The sequence below is a fragment of the Erwinia magellanica genome (assembly GCF_039023495.1).
In the GTDB taxonomy this organism is placed as follows: domain Bacteria; phylum Pseudomonadota; class Gammaproteobacteria; order Enterobacterales; family Enterobacteriaceae; genus Erwinia.
The window spans coordinates 1,413,022-1,433,550 of the sequence record NZ_JBCHVC010000001.1 but is presented as its reverse complement, the minus strand read 5'-3'; the positions used below and the strand labels follow the sequence as shown (position 1 = coordinate 1,433,550).

Sequence of the window (20,529 nt, the reverse complement as noted above, 5' to 3'; positions counted from 1 at the left end):
GAGCCGAGCTATCAGGGATGATGTTTTTTGCGTCTTTATGAACAGCCCGCATTCCCTGAGCAGATCGCAGTACCCCCAGCGGCCAATACACAAAACTCATCCGCGTTCCCTGAGCCGATCGCAGAACCCCCAGCGGTCAGTACACAAAACTCATCCGCGTTCCCTGAGCCGAGCGCTTAACTTACAGCGGTCTCTCTTCAGTACCAGCTAAACTCAAACCGCCGGGCGCTTCATCATACTCAGCATAAACATCACCGAAGCGCCAAGCACCACGGATGGCCCCGCTGGCGTATCGTACCAGGCTGAAAAGCTCAGGCCAGCCGTTACCGCCAGGATCCCGACCAGCACCGCCATTCCCGCCATCTGCTCCGGGGAGCGGGCAAAACGACGGGCGGTAGCGGCGGGAATAATCAACAGCGAGGTGATGATCAGCGCGCCAACAAACTTCATCGCCACGCCAATGGTCAGCGCCGTTACCAGCATCAGAACCAGCTTGGTACGCTGAATATTAACGCCATCAACCTGCGCCAGCTCCGGGCTGATAGTCATCGACAGCAGCGAACGCCAGTTTATCGCCAGCACCACCAGCACAATAGCCACGCCCGCAGCAATGGTATAGAGATCGGCTGGCGTGACCGAAAGCAGGTCGCCAAAGAGATAGGCCATTAAATCGACCCGCACGTTGGACATCAGGCTCACCACAACCAACCCCAGCGACAACGCGCTGTGTGCCAGGATTCCCAGCAGCGTATCGATAGCGAGATGTGGCCTGCGTTCCAGCCAGACCAGCAGCAGAGAGAGCAGCAGCGTCACGGTAATCACCGCATAAAACGGGCTGACGTTAAGCAGCAGCCCAAACGCCACGCCCAGCAGGGAGGCGTGGGCAAGGGTATCGCCAAAATAGGACATCCGCCGCCAGACCACGAATGAGCCAAGCGGGCCTGCCGCCAGGGCCAGTAAAAAGCCAGCAAACCAGCCGGGTAATAACAGTTCAATCATGACGGACCCTGTCCTCTGCGTAAAACAATACGTCCCTGAAGATCGTGACGATGATTATGGTGATGACGATAGATAGCCAGCTGTTCAGCTCCGCGAGGGCCAAACATAGAGATGAATTCGGGGTGCCTGGAAACGACTTCTGGCGTACCGGAACAGCAGATATGTTGATTCAGACACAGCACTTCGTCGGTTTTGGCCATTACCAGATGCAGATCGTGAGAAACCATCAGCACCCCGCAGTTCAGCTCGTTACGAAGCTGATCGATCAGATCGTACAGTGCCACCTGCCCGTTGACATCCACCCCCTGGGTTGGCTCATCCAGCACCAGCAACTGCGGCTGATTCAGCAACGCACGGGCCAGCAGCACGCGCTGCATTTCCCCGCCAGACAACTTTTGCAGAGGATAGTTAAGCAGCTGGGCGGCCTGCACACGCTTCAGCGCGTGCAGCACATCTTCACGCTTTAAACCGCCGCGCAGCAGCATAAACCGTTCAACGGTCAGAGGGAGGGTGGCATCCAGATGAATTTTCTGCGGGACATAGCCAATCTTAAGCTGGGCAGGGCGTACCATTTTTCCCGCATCGGGCTGGATCAAGCCCAGCACCACGCGCACAAGGGTCGATTTCCCTGCGCCATTAGGGCCAAGCAGCGTGAGAATTTTGCCGGGTTGTAGCGTCAGCGACACGTCGGAAAGCACACGACGTTGTCCAAAGCTCACGGAAATTTTTTCAAGACTAATCAACGAAGACATAATCATTTCAGCTTGCAGAAGATTTAGAATGTTATAATATCACACTCCATCAACTTCTCACGATGGATCGACGCATTATGTTACATAATAAAAAGCCTCTTTTTACCCTTCTTGCCATGCTGGGTTTAAGCGCTTCGCTTACTGCCCCTGGCCACGCTGCCGTTGTCGCCTCCGTTAAACCTTTGGGATTCATTGCCGCCGCTATCGCGGATGGCGTCACGCCGGTAGAAGTCCTGCTGCCTGATGGCGCTTCGGAACATGACTACTCGCTGCGCCCCTCCGACATCAAACGCTTGCAGGGCGCGGATTTAGTGGTCTGGGTTGGCCCCGAAATGGAAGCCTTTATGCCCAAAGCCGTCGCGCAACTTCCGGCGCAAAAATCAGTGGAATTATCCGAATTAGCCACGGTTAAACCACTGCTGATCCGGGGTGTGGAAGAAGATGAAGAGGATCATGATCAGGCCAGCGAAACCCATAATGAACATCAACATGCTCACCACCACGGTGAGTACAATATGCACTTATGGATGTCCCCAGAGATAGCAAGGCAATCGGCGGTTGCAATCCACGCAAAATTATTGGAACTTATGCCGCAAAGCAGAGACAAACTAGACGCGAACCTGCGGCATTTTGAAGCAGAATTGGCGACAGCCGATACGCAAATCGGGTCTCAGCTTGCGCCAGTGAAGGGGAAGGGGTATTTCGTTTTTCACGATGCTTACAGCTACTTTGAGAAACACTTCGGTTTGACCCCGACAGGTCATTTTACCGTTAACCCAGAGATCCAACCCGGCGCCCAGCGACTACATCAAATTCGAACAGAGTTGGTTGAGCAGAAGGCCGTTTGCGTCTTTGCTGAGCCACAGTTCAGGCCGGCCGTCATAGATGCTGTTGCCAGAGGAACAAAAGTGCGTTCAGGCACATTGGATCCGTTGGGAATAGATATCACTGTTGCAAAAGACAGCTATGTGAAATTCCTTTCACAGCTGTCGAGCCAGTATGCGAGCTGCCTGAAAGGAGCCTAGAGGAACTTAATAAGTGCAGCAGATTTCCCGCGCTGTCAGCATGGCATTTAACACATTGCCACGGACCCATCGCATCATGCTGGGTTCGCTCACCGTCATCACTCTGGCCGTCTCCGTCTGGCGGCCCTACGTTTACCATCCCGGTGGTGAAACGAATCCCATCGTAAAAAGTATTGAGCTGGATAAAAGTCAGCTGCGCACCTTGCTGCCAGAAGCCAGTGAACCCATCGATCAGGACACGCCTGCCCCGGAAGACGATCTGCCAAAAGATGAGATAGACACGGATGTACCGAATGAGATCGGTACTCATGACTATGTGGTCTCATCAGGTGATACCTTAAGCAGCGTACTGAATCAGTATGGCATCGAGATGGGAGATATCAATCAGCTGGCCAGGGTGGACAAAGATCTGCGTAACCTACAGGTGGGCCAGCAGTTGAGCTGGACGCTCACTGACGATGGTCAGTTACAGCGCCTTACCTGGGAAGCCTCCCGCCGTGAAACCCGCACCTACGATCGTTCTGGCGACACGTTCAAACGCTCCTCTGAAGTGCAAAAAGGGGAATGGAAAGATACCGTGCTTTCCGGCACTGTTAACGGCAGCTTCGTGAACAGCGCGAAACAGGCGGGACTGAGCAGTGGCGAAATCAGCGCCGTTATTAAAGCGCTACAGTGGCAGATGGATTTCCGTAAATTACGCAATGGCGATAAATTTTCCGTATTGATGTCCCGCGAGATGCTGGAAGGGAAGAGCGAGCAGAGCCAGCTCTCGGGCGTACGCCTACAGTCGGGTGGCAAAGATTATTACGCTATCCGTGCCGAAGACGGCAAGTTCTATGACCGTACCGGTGCAGGACTGGCGCAGGGCTTTATGCGCTTCCCAACGGTGAAACAGTACCGCGTGTCGTCGAACTTCAACCCACGTCGTCTGAATCCGGTCACCGGGCGCATTGCACCGCATAAAGGGGTGGATTTCGCGCTGCCGGTTGGTACGCCAGTGCTGGCGGTCGGCGACGGCGAAGTGATTGTCTCTAAACGCAGCGGCGGCGCCGGCAACTACGTGGCTATCCGCCACGGTCGTCAGTACATGACCCGCTATATGCATATGAAAAAGCTGCTGGTAAAACCAGGCGAGAAGGTGAAACGTGGCGAGCGCATTGGTTTGTCGGGCAGCACCGGCCGCTCCACAGGCCCGCATCTGCACTTTGAAATCTGGATCAATAACCAGGCGGTCAATCCTCTGACGGCAAAACTGCCGCGTATGGAAGGGCTGAGCGGGAAAGATCGCAGTGCCTATCTGGCTAAAGTTCGTGAAGTGATGCCGCAGTTGCGCTTCAAATAACGCGGATGCAGCATCAAGTTTAAAGCCGACGGGATCTCCCGCCGGCTTTTTCATTTTTAACCAGAGATAATTCGGCATTGCAATCCTGCCCGGCAACACTATCATTAGCCGGTTATTGTCTGAGGCGAGTGCATGGAAACCAGTAAAAAAAGCAACAATGAGTTTATTCCAACCTTTCAGAAGTCTTTCCTGTTACCTAAGTACTGGGGAAACTGGCTGGCGATAGGTGCCTGCGCCGGTCTGGCCTGGGTGCCGGCTGCTATCCGTGACCCGCTGCTGGGCGCGCTGGGGCGCTTTGCCGGAAAGTTTGCCAAAAGCGCCAGAAGGCGCGCGCAGATCAATCTCTTTTACTGCATGCCGGAAGTGCCGGAAGCAGAACGCGAAAAAATCATCGATGAGATGTTCGCCACTGCGCCACAGTCGATGGTGATGATGGCTGAACTGGCGATGCGCCCTGAGCATACCCGTCGCCGTATTATCTGGCACAACAAGGCGATCATCGACACCATCAGGGAGCAGGGGCAGAACGTCATCTTCCTGGTGCCGCATGGCTGGGCCGTGGATATTCCGGCCATGGTGCTGGCCTCAGAAGGCCAGAAAATGGCGGCGATGTTTCATAACCAGCGCAACCCGCTGATGGACTATATCTGGAATGCTATTCGTCGCCGTTTTGGCGGCCGGATGCATGCCCGTAATGACGGCATCAAGCCCTTTATCAGCTCGGTGCGACAGGGCTACTGGGGTTACTATTTGCCGGATCAGGATCACGGCGCAGAGCACAGCGAATTTGTCGATTTCTTTGCTACCTATAAAGCAACACTGCCCGCCGTGGGGCGCCTGATGAAAGTTTGCCGCGCGCGCGTGGTGCCGCTGTTCCCCGTCTATAACAGCAAAACTCACCAGCTTGATGTCTATCTGCGGGAACCGATGGATGATTTGCTGGAAGCCGACGATCACACGCTGGCGCGCCGGATGAATGAAGAGGTGGAGATCCTGGTCCGGCCAAATCCGGAACAGTACACCTGGATCCTGAAACTGCTGAAAACCCGCAAAGAAGGCGATATCGAGCCTTATAAGCGTAAAGATATCTACCGGAAAAAGTAGGTATCATGAACAGGGGCAGAGAACGCTGCCCCTGACTTCAGAACTTATCGCGCGGCTGTTATTGTTGACCTGCGCTTACGTTCCCGCAGGAATGCCCGCACCAGTCCGAACCACACCAGTCCACACGCCAGATTAACCACGCTGAACCAGAAGCTGCCGCCGCTGAAATAGGCGCTTTTCGCCAGTTCAATGCCCAGCGCAAATACCACGATGCTGACCATACCCAACATGGCGGCCACGCTGCCTTTTCCCGCCTGGCTGGAGAAGAGCGTCAGACGGTAAAGCCCGGCATTCACCAGCCCGGTACCAAAGCCGTAGAGACTCAGCCCGGCAGTGAGCCACAGGTAGCTGTGCGGATTGATGGCGGTGCAGAGCGTGGCCAGCAGCAGTCCTGCCAGGATCGGCCAGGCACCCAGCTTCAGCGGCTGCTCAATTGGCATCCGGCCAGAAAGTTTCCCCAACGTCAGATTACCGGCAATCATCGCAATAAATACCGGCAGCTGTAGCAGGGCGTAATCCATGCGGGTCAAACCTTCATCATGGATCAGGATCACCGGCGAGAGGGCCACCCAGGCCAGGCAGGGGATGGTGACCAGTCCGATAGCCAGCGAGCCGCTCATCACCTGACGATCCCGGAACAGAGAGTAATATCCTTTGCCTAACGACTTCAGCGAAAGAGAGGTGGAACGGTCTCCAGAGGTTTCAGGCATCGTGCGCCACAGCCCCAACAGCGCTATCGCCGTTATGCCGCCAAACAGCCAGAACATGGTTCGCCACTCACCAACAGAGAGAAACGCGGCGCCTGCCAGCGGGCCGGCAAGCGGAGCCAGCAGCGCGACGTTAGCCATCAGCGCCATGATTTTTACGCTCAGCGATTCATCAAACGCCTCCTGAATGGCGGCGTAGCCAACCGCACCGATAAAGCAGAGGCTGATCCCCTGTAAAAATCGCAGCAGGATAAACTGTTCAATGCTCTGCACCCAGTGGGTGGCGAAGCAGGTCAGCATGAAAAAGGCCACGCCAGCCAGCATTACCGGCCGCCTTCCCAGCTTGTCTGAAAGCGGGCCAAGCAGCCATTGCAGCACAATGCCGCCAATCAGATAGGCCGTCAGCGAAGCTGAAACCCATTCCGGGCCAACGTTAAACTCACTGGTAACCAGCAGCATACCGGGCTGGATCATGTCATGCGCGATATAGGTCGCGAACTCAAACAGCACCAGCGAGAGGGGGAAAATCAGGTGGCGGCGGGTCAGGCTCGACACCGGAACAAATGAGGCCATTCTGGCTCCTTCCAGCAGGAAAAAAATAAAAAACGCGGCCGCCTGAGCGACCGCGTCAACATACACCAGTTTTCTGCTTAATTGATGAATTATCTGACGCAATGCGGCTCTGCGGCGTCGTTGCTGTCAGGGCTTAGCGGTAAGCCGCTATAGGGTTAACCAGCGTACCGGCAAATTTCAGGTTTTCTGCCGGATCGGCCAGGTTAATCATCTGCTGATTATTGGCCAGTTGCAGGCGGTTCAGACAGGAGCGGGTAAACTCCGGCGTGAACATATCGTAACGGGCAAATTTATTCGCCATCTGCGGGTGCATCTGCTGATACTCCTTCACGCAGCGGGCGACGGCTTGCCAGAACTTCTCTTCAGGCAGCGTGCCGGATTCGTCCAGAATGGCGCTGATAAACCGGAAGATACAGTCGAAGACATCGGTGAAGATCGACAGCAGCTTGAGATCTTCCGGAACCTCTACCGCCAGACGTTGCACTTTCTCTGGCAGAACCGCATCCGGGTTCATCACCGCTATCTCTTCACCAATATCCTTCATGTAAGCGCTGACCGGCACATTATTCTCAAGCAGCATGATCAGGTTCTCGCCGTGCGGCATAAAGACCAGATCGTGCTGATAGAAGCAGTGCAGCAGCGGGCTGAGGTAGCAGGTCAGATAGCGAGAAATCCACTCTTCAGCAGGCAGACCTGAATCGGCAATCAGCGCCGGAAGCAGCGCGTTCTGATGCCTGTCGACGTGCAGGAAGGAGGCCATGGTCATCAGCCGCTGATTTGCCCGCAGGCTGGCGACCGGATTATCACGCCACAGCGCGGCAAACATTTTTTTGTAGGCAGAGTCACCGGTAATGGCCTTTTCATAGTAGCGATTGTGGTATCCCACCGCCGCCACTTCCCGCAGGATGCGGAAATCGCAGCGCTGCAACCACGCATCTTTCGCCACCAGCTCTTCCAGCCACTCGTTTATCGCCGGTGTGGTCGCCATATAATAGGGCGAAAGGCCGCGCATAAAGCCCATGTTTAATACCGAGAGCGCAGTTTTAACGTAGCGTTTAGTGGGCTGGCTACGGTTGAAGAAGGTGCGGATAGACTGCTGCGCCTGATAGCTGTCGTCGCCGGTGCCCAGCCAGACAATATCGTGACTGGCAATATCCGCAGCAAATACCGTCAGCAGCTTGTTTTGCCATTGCCACGGATGCACCGGCATAAACAGGTAGTCATCCGGTGCCAGTTTTTTCTCCCGCAGTTGTTGGTTAAAACCATCAACTACCGCCTGGCCCAGCTCCTCACGCATCAGCTGGTCATAATCCAGAGTGCTCAGGCTGGAGAAGTGCGCATTGCGCAGGTGAACGGCCACCCAGACCAGCTTCACTGGCGCGGCGGCTTCCGGCGCATAGGCCAGATAATCACGGGCATCAAAACCAATGCGGCCATTGTTAGCCACAAAGCAGGGGTGGCCTTCAGTCATGGAAGCTTCAACCGTCTGGAAATCGGCGCTTACCAACGCGGCGCTATCGGGGTTGTCTTTTTGCAGTTTATAAACGCTGCTGCAAAGCGTGCTGGTGATCTCTTCCATGTAGGTCGCCAGCATGCTGGCAGGTATGCCGATCTGCTGGTTGAACTCGACGATGAACTGTAAGGCGTCCAGCGTCAGCACTTGCCCGTTCTCCTGCTTAATCAGCGAAGCGGGTTCAATCTCCCACTGATCCAGCGCCAGTCGGCGGGCTTTAAACTGGTAATCAGCTTCACCACCCGGTACCGCCAGGGAGAAGCGATCGTTACCCAGTGAAGCAGGGGAGATGATTTTTTCGTGGGCAAATTCAGCAATCGCTTTGCGGATCAGCAGACGGTTCGCCTGCGCCCAGTTATCGCCAGACAAATGAGAGCCGGAAAGAAGGGGGTTTGGGTTGGTCATTGTTAGCGTTTCCTGCTGTAAGGCTTGTTGATAGTTGTCGCGGTGGCAGAAAGCCAGCCAGGCGGTTTTGTGGCCCATATCGATTGTGTGCTGATAGCGGAACCCTGCACGTTTGTTCAGCGGATGGATTTTCTCGTTACGGATATCTGGCTCCACTACCACGCGCAGTACTTCCGGCTGGCTGAACATGTAGTCCATCACCACGCTGAACACCTGCCAGCTGAACTGCCGCACCGGACGGTTCGCTGGCGCGATCAGTATGTGCATACCGTAGTCGCCCGGCTGGGCCGGGTAGAATTTGCCCACTTCATCCTCGCTGGCCTGATAAAACTCCATCAGAAAAACGGGTTTATCATCACAGCAGCCAATCATCGCGGCGCGGGGATCGCGGGCAATCAGGCCGCGATAGAAGGTTGCCACCTGGGCAAGCGTATCGCTCTGCATTCCCCAGAAGCGGGCGTAATCTCGCGTGACCCAGCTGTGGATCAAGGCGGCGTCCTCTTCCCGCATCGGGCGGAGGGTAAAACGTCCCGCAGGACGTGAAGCAGTAAAGAGTATATTTGACATATTAACGTTCCGATTGCGCCGGGAAGGTCTGGAAAGCGATCTGGCGTTCCACAGGATAGACTTCCCTGCCTGCCAGCTCGCGCAGTAACACGGAGTTCCGGTAACACGCCATACCCAGATCCGGAGTAACAAACCCGTGGGTATGCAGCTCGGCATTCTGCACAAAGACCTTGTTTTCATAGTCGATGCTGTAGTTGCGCTGCACGTCGTAGCGCCCTTTTTCATCCCAGCGCAGGCGTGCGGAGATGCCTTCGATAAACATCGGCGGGCGATAGTGATAGCCGGTTGCCATCACCAGCCCTTCAGTACGACGGGTAAAGTCGCGCTCCTGCTCCTGTTGATGCAGCGAAAGCTCAAACTCACCCGAAGAGAGCCAGCGCATATCCTTCAGCTCTGAATGGGTAAACAGGTTGACGTTCAGCTCGCCATCCAGCTGTTTGACGTACATCAGATCGTAGATGTCGTTAATCAGGCTGCTGTTGATGCCTTTATAGAGATTCTTGTGACGGGCATTAAGCGCGTCGCGTTTGGCTGGCGGCAAATCGTGGAAATAATCGATCCACTCTGGGGAGGTCATCTCCAGCGTCAGCTTGGTGTACTCCAGCGGGTAGAAGCGCGGGGCGCGCGTTACCCAGTTGAGCTGATAGCCGTGGCTGTCGATATCACTCAGCAGATCGTAATAGATTTCCGCTGCGCTCTGGCCGCTGCCCAGCACGGTGATGGAGCTTTTCTGCTGCAATTCGGCTTTGTTGACCAGATATTCGCTGGAGTGGGTGAAGCGGTCACGCCAGGGACGGCTGCACTCCGGCATCCAGGCCACAGGCCCGGTGCCCAGCACCAGGTGATGGGCCAGCCACTCCTGCGCCTGACCGGTTTGCGTATCCACAGATTTAATGCGATAGCACTGCTGTTGGTCGTCATAGCTGACATATTCCACCCTGGTGTTCCAGCGCAGATTGCTGAGCTGGGCACAAGCCCACTGGCAATACTGGTTGTATTCTTTACGCATCAGAAAAAAATCTTCTCTGATATAAAAAGAGTAGAGCTTACCCTTTTGCTTCATGTAGTTAAGCAGGCTATAGGGGCTGGTAGGATCGGCCAGCGTCACCAAATCTGCCATAAAAGGCGTTTGCAGATGGGCGCTCTCCAGCATCATCCCGGTATGCCAGTCGAAGCCAGGATTCTGATCCAGAAATACGCCATTCAGCCCTGCCACAGGTTCGCTCAGGCAGGCCAGCCCGAGGTTAAAGGGGCCAATACCGATACCAACAAAATCATAAACAGTAGTCATAAGTCCTCACTGATTAGCTGCATTCAGCACTGAATGGCGAACCTGTTCCCGACCGTAATGCACGATCAGGGCGATAACATCTTCCAGGTCTGTCGCCGTAGTGGTTGGGTTGAGCAGGGTGAACTTGAGATAGTGACGGCCACCCACTTTGGTGCCGGCAATCACCGCATTACCGGATCGGAACAGCGCTTTACGAATGCTGGCGTTGATCTCATCCAGAGCGGCATCGCTCATGCCTGGGCGCGGCACGTAGCGGAAGATTTGTGTGGTCAGTTCTGGCGCATGCAGCACCTCAATCGCCGGATGGGCGCTCAGCAGGGTATGGGCGGTCTGGGTCAGGCCGATAATCGTATCGAAAGCTTGCCCCAGCGCGGCTGGCCCCATAATGCGCAGCGTCAGCCACATTTTCAGCGCGTCAAAGCGGCGCGTAGTCTGGATGCTCTTGTTGACCAGGTTTGGCGTGCCTTCCTGCTGCGCGCTTAACGGATTCAGGTAATCCGCATGATGGGTAACATGGCTGAGGTGTTTTTTGTCGCGAACAAAGAACGCGCCGCAGCTGACGCTCTGGAAGAAGGATTTATGGTAATCCACGGTAACAGAGTCAGCTTTCTCAATGCCTTTCAGGCGCTGACGATGCTTTTCTGATACCAGCAGGCCACAGCCATAGGCGGCATCAACATGCATCCACAGCCCGTAATGCTGGCAGAGATGGGAAATAGTCTGTAGCGGATCGATACTGCCAAAATCGGTGGTACCGCTGGTGGCAACGACCGCAATTGGGATCAGCCCCTGCTGATGGCAGCGCTGTATTTCCTGCTCCAGCTTCATGGCATCCATACGATAGTGGTCATCATAATCCACCGGGATCACCGCATCGTAGCCCAGCCCGAGAATAGCCATCGATTTCTGAATGCTGAAATGGCTGAGCTTAGAGGTAAATACGCGCCATTTACTGGCATCGTGCGGTAAACCTTGCTGTTTGATCAGGTGGCCGGGATGGTGAGCGGCACACCAGCTGTCGCGAGCCAGCAGCATCGCCATCAGGTTGGACTGCGTGCCGCCGCTGGTAAAGATGCCGTCAGAGGGCTGGGGAAGGCCAATACGGCTCAGCGTCCAGTCAATCACCTTTTGTTCAATCAGGGTGCCGCCCGCGCTTTGATCCCAGGTATCAACGGAACTGTTCACCGCCGCCATGATCTGCTCTGCCAGCACAGAGGGGAGCACAACCGGGCAGTTGAGGTGGGCAACATATTTGGGATGGTGGAACCAGACTGCATCGCGCAAGTAGAGCTGGCTGAGTTCTTCCAGAGCCGCTTCGTTACTGCCTAATGGAGAGTCGAGGTCAACACTGACGAACTCAGGGGCAAGCTCATGCGGAAGAATCCCGCTGAACGGTTTCTCAACAGCAGTGAACGTTGCGGTCAGCAGGGACAACACCTGCTGCGTCTGCTGATTCCACGCGTCCAGCTGCTGGTCATTGAAAATATATTCCTGGTGCCCGGCAGCTTCTGGCTGGTGAGGCACGGGCTGAGTTTGTGAACGTAAGACCATAGCATTTCCTTAAAAAAGACGTAGTAAGCCCTGCCGCCCTGAAAAAAGGGCAGAGAAGGTTGCCTGACGGGATGGCGTCAGTTCAGCGTTATTAACGTTTTGGTGGGGGGTTAAAATCCCCAATAGCACAACAATCCAGTGGTTTTAGCTGTTCTTAACTAAAATAACTCCAGTTTGTGTGGGTTTGTGGCGCTTTGGCACCGTTTGTAATTGAGGATGAGATTATAAATAGTAATCATTATCATTCAATAGGATTATTGTGACTGAGGTGTTATAAGTGTTGTTAATGTTAAAAGTGTGATCTGAATCACGTTATGAGGGTTGAGGCGTGCAAAAGGAAAGCTCAGAGGCTATGAGTTACGGACGGGGAGGAGGGAAAAAGTTATTGAGCCTTGCAGCTCAATAACTTGAGGCGGAATTACTCTACACGCAGAACGCGGCTGGTATTGGTGGTGCCGGTGGTGCTCATCACGTCACCCTGGGTCACAATGACCAGATCGCCAGACATCAGGAAGCCCTTGTCGCGCAGCAGGTTAATGGCATCGTGTGCGGCAACGACACCATCGTTATTGCTGTCAAAGAATACCGGCGTCACGCCACGATAAAGCGCGGTAAGATTCAGGGTGCGCTCATGGCGGGACATAGCAAAAATCGGCAGGCCGGAAGTGATGCGGGATGTCATCAGCGCGGTGCGGCCCGACTCGGTCATGGTGATAATAGCCGTCACGCCTTGCAAGTGGTTGGCGGCATACATCGCGGACATCGCAATCGCTTCTTCGATATTATCGAACTGCACATCAAGGCGGTGCTTGGAGACGTTGATGCTGGGGATTTTTTCAGCGCCGAGGCAGACTTTTGCCATAGCGGTCACGGTTTCAGCGGGGTACTGGCCAGCGGCGGTTTCGGCAGAGAGCATAACGGCGTCGGTACCGTCCAGCACGGCGTTAGCTACGTCCATCACTTCTGCACGCGTTGGCATTGGGTTGGTGATCATCGACTCCATCATCTGGGTGGCGGTGATCACCGAGCGGTTAAGCTGACGCGCACGGCGGATCAGCGCTTTCTGAATACCCACCAGCTCCGGGTCGCCAATTTCCACGCCCAGGTCACCCCTGGCGACCATCACCACGTCAGAGGCAAGGATAATATCATCCATCGCTTCCTGGCTGGCTACCGCTTCAGCACGTTCTACTTTAGAGACAATCTTCGCCTCGCAACCTGCATCACGGGCCAGACGACGGGCATAGTTGAGGTCTTCACCACAGCGCGGGAAGGAGACAGCAAGATAGTCACAGTTGATTTTGGCGGCGATAAGAATATCCGCTTTATCTTTCTCGGTCAGCGCTTCCGCAGAGAGTCCGCCGCCCAGCTTATTGATGCCCTTGTTATTCGACAAAGGCCCGCCGACGGTGACTTCGGTGTAGACTTTCATGCCCTGAACTTCCAGCACCTTGAGCTGAACACGGCCATCATCCAGCAGCAGAATATCGCCCGGCACCACATCCGCAGGCAGCCCTTTATAGTCAATGCCGACTTTATCTTTGTCGCCTTCGCCTTTACCCAGGCTGGCATCAAGCAGGAAGCGGTCGCCGATGCTCAGGAAGACTTTGCCCTCTTTGAAGGTGGAAACACGGATCTTTGGACCCTGCAAATCGCCGAGGATAGCGACATGACGGCCCAGTTTGGCCGCAATTTCACGCACTTTATTCGCCCGCAGCATATGATCTTCCGCCGTGCCATGGGAGAAGTTAAGACGAACAACGTTGGCACCCGCAGCGATGATTTTTTCGAGGTTGTTATCGCGATCGGTAGCTGGCCCAAGGGTGGTTACAATCTTGGTTCTTCTGAGACGTCTTGACATGTATGACTCCATTGACTTTGAAAGGGATGTTGCCGTAGCAACCCCTGAAAAGGTTCACTCATTGTAAGGTTAGGGGCCGCGTAGTGCAGCCCTCTATGAACGGGCCAGCGACGGGAGCGCCACCAGCGGGTCCTCTTTCTCAAATCTCGACTCTTTCAACGCTGCTTTAACCCGCCTGAGGTTATCGCGAAATTTGGGACCACGACGCAGCGTAAAGCCGGTAGCCAGCACGTCTATCAGCGTAAGCTGTGCCAGACGGGAGACCATCGGCATATAGATATCCGTGTCTTCAGGCACCTCGAGCGTCAGGGCCAGCGTGGCTTCACGCGCCAGCGGGGAGTCCGGGGAAGTGATAGCCAGCACGGTGGCATCATTCTCACGTGCAAGCTGCGCCAGCTCAACTAAATATTTAGTGCGGCCAGTGTGGGAAATCAGCACCACAACATCACCTTCTGTGCTGTTGATGCAGCACATCCGTTGCATCACAATATCATCGGAACAGACCACAGGCACATTGAAGCGAAAAAATTTATTCATCGCATCATGCGCTACGGCAGCGGAGGCGCCCAGCCCGAAAAAGGCAATTTTGTTCGACTGGGTAAGCAAATCTACGGCACGGTTAATGGCGGTGGCATCCAGACGCTGGCGAACGCGATCAAGACCGGCCATGGCGGACTCAAAAATTTTAGCTGAATAAGCCTCCACACTATCATGTTCTTCAATGTTGCGGCTGACATAGGGCGTGCCGTTTGCCAGACTTTGCGCCAGCAACAGTTTGAAATCAGGGAAGCCTTTGGTTTGCAGGCGGTGGCAAAAACGGTTGACTGTAGGTTCGCTGACTTCCGCCTCGCGCGCCAGCAGCGCAATGCTGGCATGAATAGCAGTATCCGGCGAGGCGAGAATTACCTCCGCCACTTTTCGCTCGGATTTGCTAAGGTGTTCCAGGTGAGCCTGGATTTTTTCCAGCATATTCATAACGGCTTCCACTCATACATTCTGACGATTTCAATCAAAGGAGAAATCGATGTCAATTTGTAGAGAATATACAGTGCGCTGATAAGGCACGGGCAGAGGCATGACGCGGTTACCCGGCCTTTTTTACCAGACTTTGAGCTGTGTCTGATTTTCACAGATGTAAATACAGTAACAAAAAAGTCGAAAAATTACGCACGAACTGTCTGCTAAATGCGCGGTAAAGTTCAGACAATTACTTACTCTGTGCTGGCGGAACGCTGTCTGGTTTACGTGGACCCGGCAAACGCAGTACATTGTATTGAAATAAAATTACAAAGAGCCTGACTGCTTACGGATTAATCCGGTCAGGCTTATCCTGCAACGAGGAGAATAAAATGGCGGTTACACAAACGGCTCAGGCATGCGATCTGGTGATTTTCGGTGCCAAAGGCGATCTCGCGCGCCGGAAACTGTTGCCCTCCCTTTATCAGTTAGAAAAAGCCGGCCAGATCCATGAAGAATCCCGCATCATCGGGGTGGGACGTGCCGACTGGGATAAAGCAGCCTATACCAAGGTAGTACGCGAAGCGCTTGAAACCTTCATGAAGGAGAAAATCGACGAAGCGTTGTGGGACAAGCTAAGCAATCGTCTCGACTTCTGTAATCTCGACGTGAATGATGTGGCGCATTTCAGCAAATTAGGCAAAATGCTCGACCAGAAAAAACGCGTGACCATTAACTACTTCGCCATGCCGCCGGGAACTTTCGGTGCCATCTGTAAAGGGCTTGGCTCAGCAAAACTGAATGCCCAACCCGCCCGCGTTGTGATGGAAAAACCGCTGGGTACCTCACTGGATACCTCGCGCGAAATTAACGATCAGGTTGCTGAATTCTTTGAAGAGAACCAGGTTTTCCGTATCGACCACTATCTGGGTAAAGAAACGGTACTGAACCTGCTTGCGTTGCGCTTTGCGAACTCGCTGTTTGCCTCCAACTGGGATAACCGCACTATCGATCACGTGCAGATTACCGTGGCTGAAGAGGTGGGTATTGAAGGGCGCTGGGGCTACTTTGATAAAGCGGGCCAGATGCGCGACATGATCCAGAACCACTTACTACAGGTTCTGACCTTTATTGCCATGTCTCCCCCTTCCGATCTCTCCGCAGACCGCATCCGTGATGAAAAGGTAAAAGTGCTGCGTTCGCTGCGCCGTATCGACCACACCAACGTGCGTGAAAAAACCGTGCGCGGCCAGTACACTTCCGGTTTCGTTCAGGGCAAAAAAGTGCCTGGCTACCTGGAAGAAGAGGATGCCAATAAACAAAGTAGCACCGAAACCTTTGTTTCTATCCGCGTCGACATTGATGACTGGCGCTGGGCTGGCGTACCTTTCTATCTGCGTACCGGGAAGCGTCTGCCAACTAAGTGTTCAGAAGTGGTTGTCTACTTCAAGAACCCGGCGATGAACCTGTTCAAAGAGTCCTGGCAGGAATTACCGCAGAACAAACTCACCATTCGTTTGCAGCCGGATGAAGGTGTGGATATCCAGATCCTGAACAAAGTGCCAGGCCTGGATCACAAACACAATCTGCAAACCACCAAACTGGATCTGAGCTTCTCTGAAACCTTTAATCAGTCGCACCTGGCAGATGCCTATGAGCGTTTGTTACTGGAAACCATGCGCGGTATTCAAGCCCTGTTTGTGCGCCGTGATGAAGTAGAAGAAGCCTGGAAATGGGTCGACTCCATTATGGATGCCTGGTCTGCTGATAATGAAGCGCCGAAGCCCTATCAGGCCGGCACATGGGGGCCAGTTGCCTCTGTTGCCATGATTACCCGCGATGGCCGTTCCTGGAACGAGTTTGAGTAATACCTCAGGGCGATTCTGAGCTGTTACCGTTATTACTCTTCTTAAAAGCCCTGCCGCTCTGGCAGGGTTTTTTTTTGCACAGCCTGAGAGGGGTTTCGCAAAAATGAACCGCAGTTTTAAAAAAATGGGCAACTACCTGGACGTCGCGAAGGGCGATCCTGTATGGTAGTGACTGAACCCTTTCCTGACGCCGCGCGCGTCGCTTTGGAGAAGCAGAGAGATGATTAACTGGAAGACCAGTGCAGAGCAGATCCTGACCACAGGCCCGGTTGTACCGGTGATTGTTGTGAATAAGCTTGAGCATGCCGTACCCATGGCGAAAGCTCTGGTTGCGGGGGGCGTAAAAGTGCTGGAAGTGACGCTTCGCACTGCCTGCGCAATGGATGCGCTTAAAGCGATGATTAAAGAGGTACCGGAAGCCATTGTCGGTGCCGGTACGGTTCTTAATGTTCAGCAGCTGAAAGAAGTAACCGATGCAGGCGCGCAGTTTGTCATAAGCCCCGGTGTTACGGAGTCGCTGCTTGAGGCCGCCGTGAAAGGATCGGTGCCGCTGATCCCCGGTATCAGCACCGTTTCGGAACTGATGACGGGTCTGGATTACGGGCTGCGAGAGTTCAAATTCTTCCCGGCTGAAGCCAACGGTGGAGTAAAAGCGCTACAGGCGATTGGCGGTCCATTCCCTCAGGTACGTTTTTGCCCGACCGGTGGTATCTCTCCGGCCAATTACCGCGACTATCTCGCCCTGAAAAGCGTGTTGTGTATCGGCGGCTCGTGGCTGGTACCGGCGGATGCGTTGGAAGCAGGGGACTACGATCGTATCACCCAGCTGGCGAAAGAAGCCTTGGCGGGCGCACGTTAAATCCGGTTGATGTTGCCGGTGAAGGGGCGCTGAGCCAGGCCCCGGGAAATAAACCTGCGAAGAACTGGGGCGGATAAAACGGTTTAAAGCAGGCGCGAACGCTAAGAAGAGATCAGGCGTCCCGTTACTGGCTGGCGTCCCGAACAGGCTCGGCAGAGACCGAAAGAAAAGAGAGCGTGACGGGTGAAGCCCGTTCCGGGCCTCTCCGGTACGCTCTCTTTTGCATAACTGGCTGAATGCAGCTGGCGCGCCAGCGTCAGCCGCTGACTTTCACCCCGGCGGCACAGGCAATAGCGCGCTGAACGGCATCCTCAATGTTTTCACCTGTTGCCAGCGCCACGCCCAAACGGCGTTTGCCGCGGATCTCTGGTTTGCCAAACAGGCGAACCTGCAAACCGGCACCCAGCACGCTGCCTACATTGCTGAATTGCACGTTGTCGCTTTCCAGCTCCGGCAAAATAACGGCAGAAGCGGCAGGGCCGTACTGGCGGATACCGCCAATCGGCAAGCCCAGGAAAGCGCGAACGTGCAGGGCGAACTCGGAGAGATCCTGGGAAATCAGCGTGACCATACCGGTATCGTGCGGGCGGGGGGAGACTTCGCTAAATACCACCTCATCACCACAGACAAACAGCTCAACGCCAAACAGGCCATAACCTCCCAGCGCTTTGACTACCTGCTCTGCGATCTGCTCTGCGCGTTGCCGGGCAAGTTCGCTCATCTGCTGCGGCTGCCAGGATTCACGATAATCGCCATCTTCCTGACGATGTCCCACAGGCGCGCAAAAATGTATGCCGTCTGTGGCGCTGATAGTCAGCAGGGTGATTTCAAAATCAAACTTCACCACGCCCTCAACAATGACCCGGCCAGCTCCGGCACGACCCCCTTGCTGCGCATATTCCCAGGCGGCATCAAGCTGGGAGGCTTCACGGATAAAGCTTTGCCCTTTGCCGGAAGAACTCATTACTGGCTTAACGATACAGGGGAAACCAATCTCCTCCGCAGCCTGAGTAAAGGCTTCATGGCTGTCGGCAAAACGGTAGCTGGAAGTTGGTAGCGCCAGCTCTTCCGCTGCCAGACGTCGGATACCTTCACGGTTCATGGTCAGACGCGCCGCACGTGCTGTCGGTACGACATTCTGGCCCGCTTTTTCCAGCTCAATCAGCATATCGGTGGCGATGGCCTCTATCTCCGGCACGATATAATCCGGGCGTTCCAGCGCCACCAGGGCTTTCAGCGCTTCACCGTCAAGCATATTGATGACATGGCTACGGTGAGCAACGTGCATGGCGGGGGCATCGGCGTAGCGGTCAACCGCAATCACTTCAACGCCCAGACGCTGACATTCCAGCGCCACTTCTTTGCCCAGTTCCCCAGACCCTAACAGCATTACACGCGTTGCGGCGGGGCGCAGCGCAGTACCAAGAGTGGTCATAATCTTCTTACCTGATTGGATGGAAAAAACGCGCGCAGTATAAACGAAAACGATTGCGTACACATCTGCTTTCCAGGCTTGAGCAAAATTTACCAGGCTGTTATACTGTATAAAAATACAGTTAAACGAGGTGTGCACTATGGCTGTTGAAATCAAATATGTTGTCGTCAGAAAAGGTGAGGAAAAGATGACATTCGCCAGTAAAAAAGAAGCCGACGCGTACGATAAAATGCTCGATATGGCTGAAGCATTTTCAGACTGGCTGAGTGCATCACCGCTGACCATGGAAGAAGATCAGCGTGAAGCGCTGGGAATGTTCCTGGCAGAAAATAAAGAGGCCGTTCAGCATATTCTTCGTACCAGCAAAATGCCGGAAGCGGATGATTCTGCAAGTGTTGAAGGCGCAGCTAAAGCGAAAACAGTGTCGGATGCACAGCAAGCAGCGGAAGATGAAGAGCACGGCGAAGAGGATGCTGAAACCGCTTCCGCTAAGCCTGCTAAAAACCGCGCAGCGGTACGCGGCGTCAAAGCGGCCTGAGTTCCCAGCGGGTCGGTTACTGTTTCTTGCGCGCGGGCCTGAAAGCCTGCGCGTCTTTCTGTGTAATACTTCCCGCTGTAAGCCTTCACCACTTCACCACTTCAAAACTTCACCACGTCACAACTTTACCACGTCACTACTTCGCCACTTCAACTGCTCAACTCGTTGCGGCGCACACTCTTTTCAGCGCGTGGAGCGCTTCTCCTGCCACGTCCACAGGCGGCTGCTGATGGTAGAGATCGTTAAATACTTCCAGTCCTAAAGGCCCCTGATAGCCCTGCGTGTGTAACGCGTTTAACAGCGTATAGAGGGGAAAGTTACCCTGTCCGGGTAATAAGCGCTGATGACGGGCAATATCCACAAGCTGATCCTGAGAAGGAAGCGTGGCGAGATCGGAAAGCTGTACCAGAAAGATTTTCTCCACTGGGATCCCGGCAAGATCAGCTACAGTGCGGTTGCGCACAAATATATGGAAAGCATCCACCACCAGACCAAGATTGGGTTCATCTATCTTCTGCACCAGCTGCCAGGCGGCTGGTAGAGTATTGATGTGCGTACTCCAGGCCATCGCCTCAAACGCGATTCTCACACCCCTTTTTCCTGCCTCCCTGCTCAGCCAGCGTAAATCCTCCTCTTCCCGTCCGGCAACAGAGTCCGGATCGGTCGATGCTGGCGCCAGTAACGTGCTGGCCCCTAAAAGTACCGCCGTATCCAGCATTTGCAGCGCTTCCTTGCGCCTGGCATCACGCCGGTTATCTGGCGCGCCCGTAAAATCCAGCAGCACCTGATAATCTGTCAGGCCTGTTTGCTGATTGTCGAGCAGCGCAGCCAGGTTTCTGGCATCGCCAGCATGTGCCTCCACATCCTGACGCCACAGTTCGATCTGATCAAACCCCGCCTGTGCCGCAGCCATCACTTTTTGCTGGGGTGTGCCGCCAAGCAGAACCGTATTAATAAATAGTGGGTTGTTGATAAATCTGGCCATAATAATTCCCTTCAGTTGTGCAAGTGCTTACTGCTGGAAGAGTCTTTACGCTCCCGCTTAAAAAAATGCAGCAAGGACTGAAAAAGCTCAGTCAGAAGGTAAGTATAGCGGCCAGAGAGCCGTTATCAGACCAGTGTGAAAGTTAAGGTTTTCCAGGCTTTTCTTCGCTTTACGCTTCTTGACACCTTCCCCTCTAT

The 20,529-nt window shown here is 54.4% G+C and carries 16 protein-coding genes; 6 read left to right on the top strand and 10 right to left on the bottom strand.

Annotated elements, in window-relative coordinates; all coding sequences use genetic code 11:
- Positions 1–213: 213 nt before the first annotated feature.
- Both znuB and znuC read right to left on the bottom strand, forming a co-directional pair.
- Positions 214–999, bottom strand: coding sequence for a zinc ABC transporter permease subunit ZnuB (gene znuB, locus AAH450_RS06535; protein WP_318790414.1), 786 nt, complete (start codon positions 997–999; stop codon positions 214–216).
- Positions 996–1,751 carry a zinc ABC transporter ATP-binding protein ZnuC gene (znuC, locus tag AAH450_RS06530; protein WP_342909452.1) on the bottom strand — a complete coding sequence of 252 codons (756 nt, stop codon included), beginning with the start codon at positions 1,749–1,751 and terminating at the stop codon, positions 996–998. The genes znuB and znuC overlap by 4 nt, the downstream gene beginning before the upstream one ends.
- Positions 1,752–1,828: 77 nt before the next feature.
- On the opposite strand from znuC, the gene znuA reads away from it, so the two are divergent.
- The 3 genes from znuA (at position 1,829) to lpxM (ending at position 5,222) form a co-directional block, all read left to right on the top strand.
- On the top strand, positions 1,829–2,776 hold the full coding sequence (gene znuA / locus AAH450_RS06525) for a zinc ABC transporter substrate-binding protein ZnuA (protein WP_342909451.1): 948 nt from the start codon (positions 1,829–1,831) through the stop codon (positions 2,774–2,776).
- A gap of 13 nt (positions 2,777–2,789) precedes the next feature.
- Positions 2,790–4,118 carry a murein DD-endopeptidase MepM gene (gene mepM, locus AAH450_RS06520; protein WP_342909450.1) on the top strand — a complete coding sequence of 443 codons (1,329 nt, stop codon included), beginning with the start codon at positions 2,790–2,792 and terminating at the stop codon, positions 4,116–4,118.
- Positions 4,119–4,250: 132 nt separating this feature from the next.
- Positions 4,251–5,222 carry a lauroyl-Kdo(2)-lipid IV(A) myristoyltransferase gene (gene lpxM / locus AAH450_RS06515; protein ID WP_342909449.1) on the top strand — a complete coding sequence of 324 codons (972 nt, stop codon included), beginning with the start codon at positions 4,251–4,253 and terminating at the stop codon, positions 5,220–5,222.
- Between the two features lie 44 nt (positions 5,223–5,266).
- Here lpxM and AAH450_RS06510 read toward each other — a convergent pair whose 3' ends face one another.
- The 6 genes from AAH450_RS06510 to AAH450_RS06485 all read right to left on the bottom strand — a co-directional run bounded on the left by AAH450_RS06510 (position 5,267) and on the right by AAH450_RS06485 (position 14,665).
- The gene (locus AAH450_RS06510; protein WP_342909448.1) at positions 5,267–6,502 is read right to left on the bottom strand and encodes an MFS transporter; all 1,236 of its coding nucleotides are present in this window, start codon (positions 6,500–6,502) and stop codon (positions 5,267–5,269) included.
- 133 nt (positions 6,503–6,635) lie between these two features.
- Positions 6,636–8,987: a GNAT family N-acetyltransferase gene (locus AAH450_RS06505; protein ID WP_342909447.1), complete on the bottom strand. Its 2,352-nt coding sequence runs from the start codon at positions 8,985–8,987 to the stop codon at positions 6,636–6,638.
- Position 8,988: 1 nt separating this feature from the next.
- Positions 8,989–10,278, bottom strand: coding sequence for a lysine N(6)-hydroxylase/L-ornithine N(5)-oxygenase family protein (locus tag AAH450_RS06500; RefSeq protein WP_342909446.1), 1,290 nt, complete (start codon positions 10,276–10,278; stop codon positions 8,989–8,991).
- 6 nt (positions 10,279–10,284) lie between these two features.
- A complete protein-coding gene (locus AAH450_RS06495; protein WP_342909445.1) occupies positions 10,285–11,829 on the bottom strand; it encodes a pyridoxal phosphate-dependent decarboxylase family protein in 1,545 nt (514 codons plus the stop codon).
- 418 nt (positions 11,830–12,247) lie between these two features.
- Positions 12,248–13,690, bottom strand: a complete 1,443-nt coding sequence (gene pyk / locus AAH450_RS06490) for a pyruvate kinase (RefSeq protein WP_342909444.1) — start codon at positions 13,688–13,690, stop codon at positions 12,248–12,250.
- Between the two features lie 93 nt (positions 13,691–13,783).
- Positions 13,784–14,665, bottom strand: a complete 882-nt coding sequence (locus AAH450_RS06485; RefSeq protein WP_342909443.1) for a MurR/RpiR family transcriptional regulator — start codon at positions 14,663–14,665, stop codon at positions 13,784–13,786.
- A gap of 374 nt (positions 14,666–15,039) precedes the next feature.
- On the opposite strand from AAH450_RS06485, the gene zwf reads away from it, so the two are divergent.
- A complete protein-coding gene (gene zwf, locus AAH450_RS06480) occupies positions 15,040–16,515 on the top strand; it encodes a glucose-6-phosphate dehydrogenase (RefSeq protein ID WP_342909442.1) in 1,476 nt (491 codons plus the stop codon).
- 220 nt (positions 16,516–16,735) lie between these two features.
- A complete protein-coding gene (locus AAH450_RS06475; RefSeq protein ID WP_342909441.1) occupies positions 16,736–17,374 on the top strand; it encodes a bifunctional 4-hydroxy-2-oxoglutarate aldolase/2-dehydro-3-deoxy-phosphogluconate aldolase in 639 nt (212 codons plus the stop codon).
- Between the two features lie 256 nt (positions 17,375–17,630).
- Here the strand turns inward: AAH450_RS06475 and purT are convergent, their stop codons facing one another.
- Positions 17,631–18,809 (bottom strand): formate-dependent phosphoribosylglycinamide formyltransferase, encoded by a 1,179-nt coding sequence (gene purT / locus AAH450_RS06470; RefSeq protein WP_342909440.1) that lies wholly within the window; start codon positions 18,807–18,809, stop codon positions 17,631–17,633.
- A gap of 139 nt (positions 18,810–18,948) precedes the next feature.
- Between purT and AAH450_RS06465 the strand changes: the two genes are divergently transcribed.
- Positions 18,949–19,347 carry a YebG family protein gene (locus tag AAH450_RS06465; protein WP_342909439.1) on the top strand — a complete coding sequence of 133 codons (399 nt, stop codon included), beginning with the start codon at positions 18,949–18,951 and terminating at the stop codon, positions 19,345–19,347.
- A 157-nt stretch (positions 19,348–19,504) separates the two neighbouring features.
- Here the strand turns inward: AAH450_RS06465 and AAH450_RS06460 are convergent, their stop codons facing one another.
- Entirely contained in the window at positions 19,505–20,332 is an 828-nt protein-coding gene (locus AAH450_RS06460; RefSeq protein WP_342909438.1) for a sugar phosphate isomerase/epimerase family protein, read from the bottom strand.
- Between the last annotated feature and the right edge of the window lie 197 nt (positions 20,333–20,529).